The 13,646-nt window shown below is 54.1% G+C and carries 13 protein-coding genes and 1 CRISPR repeat array; of the genes, 12 read left to right on the top strand and 1 reads right to left on the bottom strand.

From position 1 onward, the window contains the following. Window positions 1-170 precede the first annotated feature (170 nt). The 10 genes from GC101_RS11755 to GC101_RS11715 all read left to right on the top strand — a co-directional run bounded on the left by GC101_RS11755 (window position 171) and on the right by GC101_RS11715 (window position 9,171). A complete protein-coding gene (locus GC101_RS11755; RefSeq protein ID WP_039307597.1) occupies window positions 171-452 on the top strand; it encodes a CopG family ribbon-helix-helix protein in 282 nt (93 codons plus the stop codon). Between the two features lie 3 nt (window positions 453-455). After that, a complete protein-coding gene (locus GC101_RS11750; RefSeq protein ID WP_019913013.1) occupies window positions 456-806 on the top strand; it encodes a type II toxin-antitoxin system PemK/MazF family toxin in 351 nt (116 codons plus the stop codon). 206 nt (window positions 807-1,012) lie between these two features. Next, on the top strand, window positions 1,013-1,654 hold the full coding sequence (locus GC101_RS11745) for a TetR/AcrR family transcriptional regulator (protein WP_343049672.1): 642 nt from the start codon (window positions 1,013-1,015) through the stop codon (window positions 1,652-1,654). A 322-nt stretch (window positions 1,655-1,976) separates the two neighbouring features. Beyond that, window positions 1,977-3,188 carry an MFS transporter gene (locus GC101_RS11740; protein WP_171717419.1) on the top strand — a complete coding sequence of 404 codons (1,212 nt, stop codon included), beginning with the start codon at window positions 1,977-1,979 and terminating at the stop codon, window positions 3,186-3,188. Between the two features lie 694 nt (window positions 3,189-3,882). After that, the gene (locus tag GC101_RS11735; RefSeq protein ID WP_216626578.1) at window positions 3,883-6,045 is read left to right on the top strand and encodes a Tex family protein; all 2,163 of its coding nucleotides are present in this window, start codon (window positions 3,883-3,885) and stop codon (window positions 6,043-6,045) included. A gap of 41 nt (window positions 6,046-6,086) precedes the next feature. Next, complete coding sequence (locus GC101_RS11730; protein WP_171717417.1) at window positions 6,087-6,344, top strand: hypothetical protein; 258 nt, start codon at window positions 6,087-6,089, stop codon at window positions 6,342-6,344. Between the two features lie 597 nt (window positions 6,345-6,941). Continuing rightward, on the top strand, window positions 6,942-7,856 hold the full coding sequence (locus GC101_RS11725; protein WP_246354302.1) for a GNAT family N-acetyltransferase: 915 nt from the start codon (window positions 6,942-6,944) through the stop codon (window positions 7,854-7,856). Window positions 7,857-7,922: 66 nt separating this feature from the next. Further along, window positions 7,923-8,066 (top strand): hypothetical protein, encoded by a 144-nt coding sequence (locus GC101_RS36100; protein WP_246354301.1) that lies wholly within the window; start codon window positions 7,923-7,925, stop codon window positions 8,064-8,066. Between the two features lie 22 nt (window positions 8,067-8,088). Then, entirely contained in the window at window positions 8,089-8,301 is a 213-nt protein-coding gene (locus GC101_RS11720) for a GNAT family N-acetyltransferase (RefSeq protein ID WP_336101715.1), read from the top strand. A gap of 105 nt (window positions 8,302-8,406) precedes the next feature. Next, window positions 8,407-9,171 (top strand): hypothetical protein, encoded by a 765-nt coding sequence (locus GC101_RS11715; protein WP_171717416.1) that lies wholly within the window; start codon window positions 8,407-8,409, stop codon window positions 9,169-9,171. 159 nt (window positions 9,172-9,330) lie between these two features. Here the strand turns inward: GC101_RS11715 and GC101_RS11710 are convergent, their stop codons facing one another. Continuing rightward, window positions 9,331-10,305 carry an S-layer homology domain-containing protein gene (locus tag GC101_RS11710; protein WP_171717415.1) on the bottom strand — a complete coding sequence of 325 codons (975 nt, stop codon included), beginning with the start codon at window positions 10,303-10,305 and terminating at the stop codon, window positions 9,331-9,333. 292 nt (window positions 10,306-10,597) lie between these two features. On the opposite strand from GC101_RS11710, the gene GC101_RS11705 reads away from it, so the two are divergent. Beyond that, a complete protein-coding gene (locus GC101_RS11705; RefSeq protein ID WP_171717414.1) occupies window positions 10,598-12,577 on the top strand; it encodes a GTP-binding protein in 1,980 nt (659 codons plus the stop codon). Between the two features lie 79 nt (window positions 12,578-12,656). Beyond that, a complete protein-coding gene (locus GC101_RS11700; protein WP_171717413.1) occupies window positions 12,657-13,070 on the top strand; it encodes a hypothetical protein in 414 nt (137 codons plus the stop codon). A 239-nt stretch (window positions 13,071-13,309) separates the two neighbouring features. Further along, window positions 13,310-13,611: a CRISPR direct-repeat array (repeat unit 33 nt; unit sequence GTCGCACTCCGTGTGGAGTGCGTGGATTGAAAT). Window positions 13,612-13,646 lie beyond the last annotated feature (35 nt).

Genomic DNA, 13,646 nt, shown 5'->3' with positions numbered 1-13,646 from the left:
CTAACCCGTATAGAGCGTGTGACTTATAGTCTATACGAACCGCCATTTCTAGTTTATAATGGGATGCAGCATACTTGATATACTGGCGGCATATATTCCTTGTATAAAATTCCTTGTATATTGTAACACTGGAACACAAGGGCAGAAGGTTTGTGGGGGTGGAAGAGAAGGTGGCCAATTTGCAGAACACCAAAAGAATCATGATCAGCTTGCCCGATCATCTCTTGCAGGAAGTGGATGGGATCGTTCAATTGGAGAACTCTAACCGTAGTGAATTGATCAGGCAGGCCATGAAGCTGTACTTGACTGAACGGAGGAAACGTACCATCCGGGAGTCGATGCAGCGGGGATACATGGAAATGGCTAAGATTAATTTGACCATGGCAAGCGAGGCCTTTCTCGCAGAGGAAGATGCAGACAGTACTCTTGGCCGCTTAGTAAGCGGGGTGTAAATATTGATTGTTAAACGCGGCGACGTTTTTTTTGCCGACCTTTCACCGGTCGTGGGTTCAGAGCAAGGCGGAGTTAGGCCGGTACTGGTCATTCAGAACGACATTGGCAATCGCTTCAGCCCGACTGTAATTGTGGCAGCTATCACTGCCCAGATCCAGAAGGCCAAACTGCCGACGCATGTGGAGATTGATGCGGCTGCCCATGGCTTTGACCGGGATTCCGTTATATTGCTGGAGCAGGTTCGGACCATTGACAAACAACGCTTAACCGATAAGATCACCCACCTGGACGATGAGACCATGAAGCTGGTGGATGATTCGCTGCAAATCAGCCTGGGTCTGATTGACTTCTGAACCTTATAGGGCTATGACATCAATAATTGTACTAAAAGGCATGCCGGAGATTGTATCCGGCATGCCTTTTTTACAAGGATAAGAATGAATACGTTCGGGGTCGACGGAAAGTAGCGGAGTAATGATTGAAGATAATGCCCTGCAGTGTGGATGGATTATTTGGCAGTCCCACCGGGTGTTGTGCAAGGGCTTGACCTTATGTTACAATTAGACCGGTCAGTCGGTCTATAGGGGGGATACATATCAAAGGACGCTCGGATGGAGAAGAAACCAAGAACCGTATTCTGCAGAATGCTTCACATTTGTTCGCACATAAGGGTTATGGTGCGGTAAGTATGAATGAAGTCTGCTTAGCTGCCAAGGTCAGCAAGGGCAGCCTGTATCATCATTTTCCCAGCAAGGATGAACTGTTCCTGTATGTGGTGGAGGATGATACCCAGAAGTGGCTCTGTGAGTGGGAGGAGCTGCGGAGCAAGATCACCGGGACGGAAGCCAGGCTGTTCGCGCTGGGAGATCATTACGCGAATGACTTCCAGAATCCGCTGATTCATGCACTGGAGGAATACGCCAGATCCCGTACGCTTACCGAAGATATGCGCCAGCGGCTCTCGCAGATCTACGAATCTGCTTCACAGGCCTGCCGTGACCTGCTTCAGGAGGGTATGGATTCCGGATATCTGATTCCAGGCAATCTGGACAACTATGTGACCATCGTCAGCGGCATGCTGGAAGGGATCGGCAGGGTCAGCGAGATTACAGCACTCGCGAAGGGGCCAGAGGATATCAGGGAATATTACCGCGGGGCCATTCAGCTGCTGCTTCAAGGACTGCGTACCCGGGAGAGCTGAACGGTAAACGGGATTTTTAATCCACAAGCAGAAACGGCTAAGCTTCATTCATAGGAGCTTATTGCTTTCGAAGCAGCGATATTACATATCGCTTTCAGGCTGTTTCTGCGTGAAAGATAGGGATAATTTTTTGCGGTGCGAAGCGTATGAATTACTATTTTTTAAATAGACCGGATGGTCGGTCTTGTCCACGGCGTTATGCAAGCAGCTGTACCCGCGCCGTTATGAGTTCTTCGCCCGTTAATGGGAGAGACTGTTATTACATGAAATGAAGCACACCTGGAGCCTGAAGATTTGCCCGGGAATTACGGAGGGATTTACAATGTCATTATTACTAAGAAACCGGGGCGCGATGCTGCTCCTGATGTTGAATATATTTTTGGCGTTCACGGGGATTGGTCTAGTTGTCCCTATTATGCCGACCTACATGAATGAGCTGGGCATTGGCGGGAGTGTTGTCGGACTGCTGGTGGCCGCTTTTGCCCTGACGCAGCTGCTGGTATCACCGTTTGCCGGGAACTGGTCGGACCGGATGGGCCGCAAAAAAATCATTATCGCCGGACTGATTGTCTTTGCCTTGTCGGAGCTGCTCTTTGGTCTGGCTAATGTGCCCTGGCTGCTCTTCGTATCCAGAATGCTCGGCGGTGCGGGTGCGGCGATGATTATGCCGGCGGTTATGGCTTATGTTGCGGATACGACCTCTTCTGAAGAACGCGCCAAAGGTATGGGCTTGATCAATGCGGCCATTACTACGGGATTCATCATCGGGCCGGGAATTGGCGGATATTTGGCTGAGCTCGGCATCCGGGTCCCTTTTTTCGTCGCTGCCGGAGCGGCTGCCGTTGTCGCACTCATTACTTTTGCCGTTCTGCCGGAATCACTGTCTGCGGAGAAGCGTGATGTAGCGAAGTCTGATGAGGGTAACAAGGAGAATCTGGGAATGCAGATGCTGCGCTCTTACCGCGAGCCTTATTTCTTCGGTCTGGTGATCATATTCGTGCTCTCCTTCGGGCTGGCTAATTATGATACAGTGTTCGGGCTGTTTGTGGATCATAAGTTCGGGTTCACCCCCAAGGATATTGCGTTTGTCCTGACGTTCGGTTCCATTGCGGGTGCGTTGGTTCAGGTTACGGTGTTTAGCTGGATTTTGAACCGTTTCGGCGAAAATAGAGTGATCTCCATCTGTCTGCTCATTGCCGGACTGTCTATCTTCCTCACGCTGTTCGTTCACGGGTTCGCAGCTATTGTTGCAGTGACCTTCATCGTATTCTTGGCGATGGATATTCTCCGTCCCGCCGTCGGCACACAGCTCTCCAAGATGGCGGATGAATCGCAGCAGGGGTTTGTCATGGGGATGAACTCTGCCTACACCAGTCTTGGCAATATTGCCGGCCCGATTGTTGCCGGAATCCTGTTCGACATGGATGTGAATTTCCCTTATGCGGCGGCTGCGCTCGTCATGGTGCTCTGCTTCCTCATGTCGCTGAGTTACGGGCGGCGGAAACGGAGCCGGCGGAGTCCGGTGATGCGGTAACGGGAGGGGAAGGTTGGATACTTATACAACCATGTCCAAGCGTTATAGGTTATGTAACGGCTATACTGTCCCGGGAGGGACGGTGTAGCCGTTTTTTGTATAACTCCGCTGGGGCGGGTAAAGACACCGGGAACCTCCTCATTAGCCAGGGGGATGCTGTAGCGGGACAGGGAGTTGGATTTGTTCCACTTGCTCATAAGTGGAGAAGCCCCTCTGAAACAGCAGTTGGAAAAACAGCACTTAATATAAGGCATATTAGCCAAAGTTGAGGAAGTGCATGGAATTAAATGACGTTTATCCAACTAAAACACTCGAATGCTCCAAAACAGCTAAAATAAGATACGTTTATCCAGCTATTGCTGCAGAGCGGGTGGGTGCCTGAGGGAACCTTAAACGGGAAAGGTAAAGGTATGCAAGGTAGGGTCCAATTAACCTTGGTAAGCTGTATATTTCGCCTTCCGGGCGGAATATGCTTTGGGGTCCCCGCAAATCTGCTGAGTTATCACCGGTTTGGTAGCTTGCGTTGCGGGGGTACTTTACCGTGCCAAACTTTGGTCCTGCGGCAAACTGTGATAGTATTTTAGTAGAGAGTTATGAACTCAGACTGCGTATAGAAAGAGGGATATACTTGAGCGTTGATACTAATGGGGCGGGTAAAGCGGCGGAAGATGCGGCTGCCCGCCAGGAGCAGGAACTGATTACTGCAGCAATTGCGAAGGAACTGGGCATCAGCCTGAAGCAGGTGCGGACTACGGTGGGGCTGCTGGATGAAGGCAACACGATTCCGTTTATTGCCCGGTACCGCAAGGAAATGACCGGAGAGCTGGATGAGAACGCGCTGCGCGATATCGAAGAACGGCTTGGATATCTGCGCAACCTCGGCGAGCGGAAGAAGGATGTCATCCGCAGCATTGAGGAGCAGGGCAAGCTGACCCCGGAGCTGCAGGCGCAGATCATGAAGGCTGTGAAGCTGCAGGAAGTGGAGGACTTGTACCGTCCGTTCAAGCAGAAGCGCAAGACACGGGCCAGTGTTGCCAAGGAGAAGGGGCTGGAGCCGCTTGCCGATTGGATCATGGAGCAGCGCCGCCAGGGTAATCCTTATGAAGAAGCGGCCAAATATATAGATGCGGATAAAGGTGTAGACAGTGCGGAGCTTGCTGTCCAAGGGGCAATGGATATCATTGCCGAGAATATTGCCGATGATCCGGCCATCCGTTCCTGGGTGCGCCAGTATACAGCAAGCCAGGGAATTCTGGTCTCCGAAGCGAAGGATGCGGAGCAGGAGAGCGTATATGAGAATTACTATTCCTACCGTGAGCCTGTGCACAAAATGCCGCCGCACCGTATTCTGGCCATCAACCGCGGGGAGCGGGAGAATGTGCTGAAGGTCGGCATTGAGATTATTGCCGATAAGATTCACGCTTTCATTATCCGTAAGCTGGTGAAGGGTCCGTCCCCGGTCAAAGAGCTGCTCGAAGCCGTGACCGAGGATGCCTACAAACGGCTGATCGTACCTTCCGTCGAGCGCGAGGTGCGCGGGGAGATGACAGAAAAAGGGGAGGCGCAGGCGATTTCCATCTTCTCCGGAAATCTGCGCAGCCTGCTGCTGCAGCCGCCGGTGAAGGGCCGCCATGTGCTGGGCGTAGACCCGGCTTACCGCACCGGCTGCAAGCTGGCCGTTGTGGACGATACCGGCAAGCTGCTGGAGGTAGCGGTCACGTATCCGACGCCGCCGAACAACAAGAAGAAAGAGGCGGCGGCCAAGTTCAAAGAGCTGATTGCCAAATATGGCATCCAGCTCATCGTAATCGGCAACGGCACCGGCTCGCGGGAGACGGAGCAGTTCACGGCCGAGGTTATTGCCGAGGTCGGGAATCCTGAGCTGGCCTACCTGATCGTTAACGAGGCAGGGGCCAGCGTGTATTCGGCCTCCAAGCTGGCGCAGGAGGAGTTCCCGGATCTGGATGTGGCGGAGCGCAGCGCCGCCTCCATCGCCCGCCGCGTGCAGGACCCGCTCGCGGAGCTGGTGAAGATCGACCCGAAGGCGATCGGTGTCGGGCAGTACCAGCATGATGTGTCGCAGAAGCATCTGGAAGAGAGCCTCAAGGGCGTCGTGGAGTCGGCGGTTAACCACGTCGGTGTCGACGTGAATACCGCTTCGGCCTCGCTGCTGTCCTATGTGGCGGGAGTCAATACGACGATCGCCAAGAATATTGTGAAGTTCCGCGAGGAGAACGGCAAGTTCGCCACGCGCAAGGCACTGCAGAAGGTGCCGCGCCTGGGCGCGAAATCCTACGAGCAGTGCATCGGCTTCCTGCGTATCCCCGGAGGGGATAACACGCTGGACCGCACGCCGATCCACCCGGAATCCTATCCGGTGGTCGACCGGCTGTTCCGCGAGCTGGGCCTCGATGTGGAGAAGCTCGGCAGCAAGGAAGTAGCGCAGCAGCTGGAGGTGCAGGATGCCGCCGAGCTGGCTGTGAAGCTGGATGTCGGCGTGCCTACACTGCGCGACATCCTGGAGAGCCTGCAGCGCCCGGGCCGCGATCCGCGCGAGGAGCTGCCGCTGCCGATCTTCCGCACGGATGTGCTGAAGATCGAGGACCTGGTTCCCGGCATGGAGATGCAGGGAACCGTCCGCAACGTGATCGATTTCGGCGCCTTCGTCGATATCGGCATCAAGAACGACGGGCTGGTCCATATCTCCCAGCTGAGCGGCAGCTTCGTGAAGCACCCGATGGACGTGGTCTCCGTGGGAGACAATGTCACCGTCTGGGTGATGGGCGTCGACCTGAAGAAGGGCCGCGTCAGCCTGACCATGCGCCAACCGCGTGAGGTGGCTGGCAGCGTGAAGTAGGGCGGCGGTATCGCTGGCAAGTTGAAGCAAGGGCAGGCGGTATGCGAGGCTGGCCATGCGAGAAGTCAGACCGGCGCTGCAAGCTGGGCGGCAGCGTGAAGCAGGGCGGCGGTATCGCTGGCAGGTTGAAGCAAGGGCAGGCGGTATACGAGGCTGGCTATGCGAGAAGTCAGATCAGCGAAATAGGTGGCCTGCAGCGTGAAATAGGGCCAAGCGGCAGATGCCGGGGCCGGCACAGACTCGCGGCACAAGGGAAGCCGGGCCCATTGGGCCGGGCTTCCCGAACACGCGGAAACTGACTGTCTGAGCTCTATTGCACGAACTGTTGCGGACTCAGATGACCCTATTTTGCTGAAATCAGCGTTTTGATCGTAGTTGCGGACTCAAAGGCCTCTATTTCATGGCTCGAGGCCTGCTGACATGCCCGAAAGATCAAATAACGCCTTCTGAGTCCGCAAAGGAGGCAAAACAGGCTATTTTCGCAAAATAACGTCTCTGGAGTCCGCAAGGAAGAAGGCCAACATGTACAGTGGAGTTGAGCACCCGGGCAACTGGATCTTGGATAGTCACTATGGAGCTCCAGCAAACTAACCTGTTAATAATGATCAGCCAGCGAATACCGCAGCAGAAGAAACGAATACGAAACACCAGGGCTAATAACCAATCAAGACAGAAATAAGACCCAAATCAGAACCAACCCAAGAACAACCCATATGACCAGCCGGACGGCTGCGCTTCCTTGACCAGGACGGCGCAGCCGTTTTTTGGCAATCCCAAATATCAGATGTAACGTTCCGGGCCAAGCTGCGGTAGAGAATAGTTATAATTGTTAATGATCTTAATCCCTCTTCCACACAGTGTTATGATGAACAAAAACAGAAGGTGGCGGACCGGTATTGAGCAATAGAGTGATCAGGAATTTCGGACAGAACGATATGGCGGCGCTTGGGGAAATGTATGCGCGGGTGTCTGCACAGGAGGATGTGCTTTTTTGGTGGGTAGGGGAGGAGAGCAATTGGGAGAATGTAATCTGTGCCTTTGAAGGGGACAAAATGGTGGCCAAAGGCCAGCTGCAGATCTTCAATGTGGTTCCTCCGGGACGTCTGCCTGGAAGCAAACATAAGATTTTTGTGAATCTGAAAACACTGCCCGGGCGTGAACAGGATACCGGACTGCTGGACAGTGTCTACTCCCTTCTGCTGGAACGGGCGCATGAACTGAAGGGGACACTGTCCCGGGAATACGGAACGGTTCTGTGTACGGGGAATTATGCCGCAGAAGAGAACTGCAACACTTATTTCGCACAGCATCTGGGTTACCTGCCGCATAGCCGGTTATATACGCTCCACCGTGACTTGAACGAACCTATACCTGCGGTTGAGCTTGCGGCAGGTCTTGAATCAGCGTGGGTTCAGTTGGATTCACCGGAGCAGAGAGAAGCTTATCTGGAACTGGAGGCGGAGATCTGGCCGGATGTCCCGCTGGGGCTGGAGCGTCTGCTGGAGTATCAGGAGCATCCGCTTTGGACATCGGCTGTTGTACTGGATGAAGGCAAGGTGGCCGGCAGTCTGATGGTCTGGCAGGAGGATAAGAACGGCATTATCGAGGACGTGTTTGTCCGTGAGCCATGGAGAAGACGCGGGATCGCCAAGGCCCTGCTGGTCCGCGCCCTGGCGTATCTGAAGGAGCACGGGCTGGAGCAGGCGCAGCTTATCGCCATGACCACCAATGAATCGGCACTGTCCCTGTACGCATCCGTGGGTTTCCAAACGGGACGGCAGGAGATCAGATTGTATACAGAGCTGGATTAATAATCACTTAGGATGAATTCCTCTACACAGTGATATCCGCGCAGTGAAAGTTGGGAGGAAGTTCGTATGGCAGTTGAATTAAAGCCAGTGTGTATTAATAATTGGTATGAATGCACCCAGCTTACGGTTAAGCCGGAACAGTTTAATATTTTTCCTGCACTTGTGGTGTATTGGATTGCCGAATCTAAATATGTTGATGGACAAGGATGATAACTATTGGATTCCTGCCCTAATGATTGATCACAAGCATCAAGGCAAAGGGTATGGCAAGGCTGCAATGGAAACATTGATTCAGTTCATGAGTAATTCCAGTTGTACAAGAATCATGATTGGGCACCGGCCAGACAATCTAATTGCGGGAAGAATGTATGAAGCTTTAGGGTTTCTAAAAGCCAGTGAAGAAGTAATCGACGGTGAAATCGTTCGTCTGCTGCAAATCTGTTAACTAGCCCCTCCCACCGCTTACCTCCCCAAGTGACAGGCGCCTTGCAACTATATCTTGCCGGGCAGCGTCTACAAGGGTAAGAATGGCAGCATGAGGAGGGATATCATGTATAAGGCAAGATCAATTGGATTCGCCGCGTTGACGGCCGGAATGTTAATGCTTGCAGCCTGCAGTTCAGCGCCGGAAGCGGCGCCGGGGACCACATCCACACCGGAGCAGACTCAGACATCTGCCCCGGCGACTACTGCGGCAGTATCATCACCATCTGCTTCTCCGGCACCGGCGGCAACGGCAGCACCAAGTCCTGAAGCTACGGAACCACCTCCGGTAGCGGAAGACCCCGGACCGCCGGAGGAAGGCACACCGCCTACAGCGCTGGAAGCGGCAACTACAGTAATGCGAGCGCTGAAGAGCGGGAATATGGAGACGCTCGCCGCGTGGGTACACCGGGACCGAGGGGTACGCTTCTCCCCTTACGCCTATGTTCAAACGGAAAGAGATATTGTGTTAAGCCAGGATGAGCTGACCGGCGCGATGAAGGACCCGCTGAAGCGTAATTGGGGAGAGTCCGCAGGTTCAGGCGAGTCGATGGAGTTAACCTTTGCGGATTATTATAAGCAGTATGTGTACGATGAGGATTTTGCAGGGAAGGCTGAAGTTACTGTGAATCAAAGCCAGGGGCAAGGTACAACCGTGAATAATATCAACGAGGTGTATCCTAAGGAAACTCATGATTACGTTGATTATTATATCAAGGGGATCGATCCTTCCGCAGAGGGCATGGATTGGCGCAGCCTGCGGCTGGTGTTCGAGAAGAATGGTCAGGATCATATCCTTGTAGGGATCATTCATGATCAGTGGACACCTTAACGTAAGGACTGAAAGCGCCAATTATTAGTATAATCGCCAAAAGCCGCATCCCCTTGGTTATCCAACGGTGATGCGGCTTCTTTTGAGGTATATGCGTTTATAGGTTACTGCCATGTGTCATGTGTCATGGTATCAAGCAGTACCCGCTGTATTTCTGACTTACATCCCTGCGGAAGAAGCGGCAGCAGAAGCCGAACCAGTCACGGATTTGGCTACCGCTGTATACCCTTCAGGCAGGTAAGTCACGGCGGAGGCGGTAGAGATGACCTGCAGATTCATGGAGCCCGCAGGTGGAGCAGTCACTTTGAAATAGACCACTGCTGTTTGGTTAGCGCCGAATTCGATCCGCTCAATCGACAGGTTGTAACCCGAGGTAGGCAGATTCTCAACAGTGACAGTGGCTTTGTTTACGCCAGTTGCCGCTTTTTCCAGCGTAACCGCTGCTTCATAGTCATTAACCGGAGCAGTGGCGCTGTCATCCGGAGTGATTACCTCTTTGGCGAATTTGGCTGCGTCATAGATCAGGACAGCGGCTTCCGCACGGGTAACCGGTTCATTCGGACGGAAGGTATTGTTCTTCTCCAGCGTGATCAGGCGGGTATTGACCAGAATCTGCAGACTGTTCATCTCCGCTGTAGACAGCTTGCCGCCATCCGTGATATTCGCATACATCAGCGTAACCGGGAAGTTCCCTTTACTCTGCAGCGCCTGGGTCAGCAAATGAGCGAACTGGATCCGCGTCATTGCCGCATTGGGGTCGATGGACTTGTCCAGAGACAATCCGCTCTGCTTGGCAGCCACGAATGCGGAGGCATACCATGCGTTATCTTTTACCTTGTCGAAGTAATCGCTGGCTTTGCTGCCGGTTGTATTCTGCGGAGACAGCTTGAGTCCGCTGACGATGAACTGCAGGCCTTGGGCGTAAGTCAGCTTGGATTTCGGTGCGAACATATCACTGGTAATTCCGTTAATGATGCCATTTTGATGGAGTGCATTGATTTTGGATTCGGCCGCATTGCCCTTCAGATCCGAAAAGGCAGAAGCCGATGCTCCGAACGATACTGTTGCCGCCAGAATGCTGCACGCTAGAGTGATTTTTGTAGCGCGCTTCTGGAATGATGATTTATTCTTCATTGTGCCTCACCTCTTATACTCTTAGATGGCTAAAGGGGCTGAAATGTTGCAGGCAGATCTGTATAAGCTGAAAAAATTGTTGTTGAGCTGAGTGAAGTGCGTCTGTCACCAAGTAACCTAATTGCAGAAGGCGCGTTGTTGTTAGTATCAGCAGACCGCGGGGCCGTCATCCGGGAAAGTGCTTACCGATTGAACATTAACGGCATTTGGCTGTACACTTGAAGTAGAATCAGTAAACGGATTCAAACACTATCAGGCATCCATACATTCGGCTTATGACAGGAGAACATAGATGATTCAGCGGCAGAGGGTTGAACGGATCAACGTGGGGATTTTTGCCCATGTAGATGCGGGGAAGACGACTACGACGGAGCATATTTTGTATGAGAGCGGACGGATTCGCGCACTTGGCAGTGTGGACAGCGGAACAGCGTTGACGGATTCCATGGAGGTGGAGCGGCAGCGGGGGATTTCTGTGCGGGCGGCTCTGGCATCATTCTCGTGGCGGGGAGTGCAGATGAACCTGGTCGATACCCCGGGGCATGTGGATTTCCTGTCCGAGGTGGAGCGCAGCTTGCGGGTGATGGATTGTGCGGTATTGATCCTGTCAGCAGTGGAGGGCGTGCAGGCACAGAGTGAGATGATCTGGAATGCGCTGCGCAAGCTGGGAATTCCGACGCTCATCTTAGTGAATAAAATGGACCGGATCGGCGCGGATCCAGCCGCTGTGCTAACTCAGGCTCGGACCTATCTGTCCGGGGATATTGTGCCTGTGCAGCAGCCCTTATATAGGGAACGGGAATACATAGGGGCGGCGGATTTATGGAGTGAAGGCGCAGACGCGGCGGCGCGGACAGAACTGCTGGAAGCGCTCGCGGAGCGGGACGAGGAGCTGCTGGAGCTGTATATGGCGGGCGGTACGGCAGATCTGGCGCAGTGGAAAAGAGAGCTGGCCGTTCGGACGGCCGCAGGAAGAATGTATCCGCTGGTGTATGGCGTAGCGGCCAAAGGTCTCGGTGTCACGGCGCTGCTCGATGCCATGACCGAGTATTTCCCCCGCGCGGGCGGAGATGCGGAGCAGCCGGTGTCCGGTATCGTGTACAACATCCAGCGTGACAAAAGCATGGGCCGCATGGCCTTCGTGCGCCTCTATCAAGGAACTATCCGTAACCGGGATACGGTGATGAATTATACGCAGGAGGTTCAGGTCAAGGTGACGCAGATCCGCAAGGTCGAAGGCGGACGCACCGAGGATGTGGGGGCGCTGGAAGCGGGGGACATCGCCGTAGTCTATGGGCTGTCCGGCGTGCGGATCGGCGATGTGCTGGGCCGGCCGGAGGCCATTCCGCAGGAGGCGAAGCTTGCCGTCCCGCTGCTGACCGTTCGTGTCTTCTGGGGAGCGGATGCCGACGACCATAAGGTGATTGCCGCATTTCAGGAGCTGGCCGACGAGGACCCGCTGCTGGATACCCAGTGGCTGCAGGAGGAGCGGGAGCTGCATATCAAGGTGATGGGGCCGATCCAGCTGGAGATTCTGGATAGTGTATTGCAGGAGCGATTCGGGCTGAAGGTTACCTTCGGCCAGCCGTCGGTGATCTACCGGGAAACGCCAAGCCGCGCAGGTGAAGGCTACGTTGCGTACCTGATGCCGAAGCCGTGCTGGGCGATTCTGAGGTTCCAGATTGAGCCGGGCCCGCCGGGCAGCGGCCTCGTCTATGAATCATTGGTGCGCAGCTCCGATCTGCTGCCGCAATACCAGAACGAGACGGCCCGCCGCGTGCCGGAGGCGCTGCAGCAGGGTCTGCGCGGGTGGGAGGTCACCGACCTCAAGATCACACTGGTGGAGGGGAACCACCATGTGTGGCATACCCATCCGCTGGATTTTGCCGTGGCTACGCCTATGGCCATCATGGATGGGCTGGCCCATACCGGCACCAGCCTGCTGGAGCCGATCCTGCAGGTGCGCATCGTCGTGCCGGAGGAGAACGGCGGCCGCGTGATGAACGACCTCGTGCAGATGCGCGGCACCTTCGAGCCGCCCGTGCTGCAGGGCGAGCGGATGATCATCGAAGGCAGGCTGCCGCTGGCAACCTCGCTCGATTATCCTGTGACCTTAAGCTCCTACACGAAGGGGCGGAGCACGTTTACTTCCTTTTTTGCCGGCTATGAACCGTGTCCGCCGGACGTCACTGCCGAGCGTACCCGCCGGGGCGTGAACCCGCTGGATCAGGCGAAGTATATTCTGAGCGTGCGGAAGGCGCTGCAGGGGTAGGATGGGGAAAGAAATAGGCAGAGCGTGAGAATCAGTAGCATAGTATAACGAGAGGCAGCAATGGAGAGGAGAGAACCGCATGTTCAGAAGCCTGAAGCAGCGAATCGACAATGCAAACCAACTGCAGCGAATGCGCAACGAAAATCCCGAGGAGTTTCGGCGGGCACTGGAGAAGCATGCCCGTGAACAGCAAGCCCCAGATAACACTCTCCCGGTACAATCCGGACTAGCTATCCAGTTTACCCGCTGGTTCCTCTACTTGCTGACTGCGCTCATTCTGCTGGTCATTTTCCTCGGTGTGCCCCAGGCGGATAACCCTATATTTTCACTGCTCAGCTTTGGCCTGCTGCTGTCTCTCCTGTATATGGCGGCTGGTCTGGCCCATCCCTCTATTATATTTTTCCGGAAAAAACGTTCCCGAATGTTTGCACTCGAACTGTTCGGGCTGATAAGCGGTTTGCTGATTCTTCTGATGACGGTTTTTCATACTTAGGAGGGAATTAATTACTTTTGCAGAATATAATCCTGGATCAACAGGTAGAAGATGATCAGTGCGAATGGCAAGCTCCCATGAAATCCCCGGGTCCTTCGCACCTCAGAATTTGACGAAACCTTCTAAGTTAGCGATTGTTTAAGAAAAGTCAACGGCTGATCGATACTTATTGTAGTATCGTTTCGGGGAAAGTGCAGTGAATTGATGCAGGAACAGCATGGAATGTGCTGGTTTCCGCTGTCGCACTCCGTGTGGAGTGCGTGGATTGAAATAATACAGCTTTACCGCCTACGCGAGTTACGGCTTGTCGCACTCCGTGTGGAGTGCGTGGATTGAAATAACATAATATTTTTTCCTCCCGGTCCCATTTTGGTCGCACTCCGTGTGGAGTGCGTGGATTGAAATCTCTACATCCGTCACGGCTGTCGTGGCGGGCTTGTCGCACTCCGTGTGGAGTGCGTGGATTGAAATGGATCTGTTGTAGGTTGTGCACTAGGCTGTGCGGATGGTCGCACTCCGTGTGGAGTGCGTGGATTGAAATAGGTAAAGGATGTTCAGGCCGCAGTAGCAGAACTG

The organism is Paenibacillus phytohabitans (genome assembly GCF_013141775.1).
GTDB lineage: Bacteria > Bacillota > Bacilli > Paenibacillales > Paenibacillaceae > Paenibacillus_AQ > Paenibacillus_AQ phytohabitans.
The sequence above is the reverse complement of the archived record's forward strand: the minus strand, read 5'-3'. Positions and strand labels throughout refer to the sequence as shown.

Bases quoted from the DNA above. Each gene is read 5' to 3' on its own strand.
- GC101_RS36100 (WP_246354301.1), top strand. From the start codon at position 7,923: ATGGCAGTTGAATTAAAGCCAGTGTGTATTAATAATTGGTATGAATGC.
- GC101_RS11730 (WP_171717417.1), top strand. From the start codon at position 6,087: ATGCGAGGCTGGCCATGCGAGAAGTCAGACCGGCGCTGCAAGCTGGGC.
- GC101_RS11720 (WP_336101715.1), top strand. From the start codon at position 8,089: ATGATTGATCACAAGCATCAAGGCAAAGGGTATGGCAAGGCTGCAATG.
- GC101_RS11710 (WP_171717415.1), bottom strand. From the start codon at position 10,305: ATGAAGAATAAATCATCATTCCAGAAGCGCGCTACAAAAATCACTCTA.
- GC101_RS11700 (WP_171717413.1), top strand. From the start codon at position 12,657: ATGTTCAGAAGCCTGAAGCAGCGAATCGACAATGCAAACCAACTGCAG.
- GC101_RS11715 (WP_171717416.1), top strand. From the start codon at position 8,407: ATGTATAAGGCAAGATCAATTGGATTCGCCGCGTTGACGGCCGGAATG.
- GC101_RS11705 (WP_171717414.1), top strand. From the start codon at position 10,598: ATGATTCAGCGGCAGAGGGTTGAACGGATCAACGTGGGGATTTTTGCC.
- GC101_RS11740 (WP_171717419.1), top strand. From the start codon at position 1,977: ATGTCATTATTACTAAGAAACCGGGGCGCGATGCTGCTCCTGATGTTG.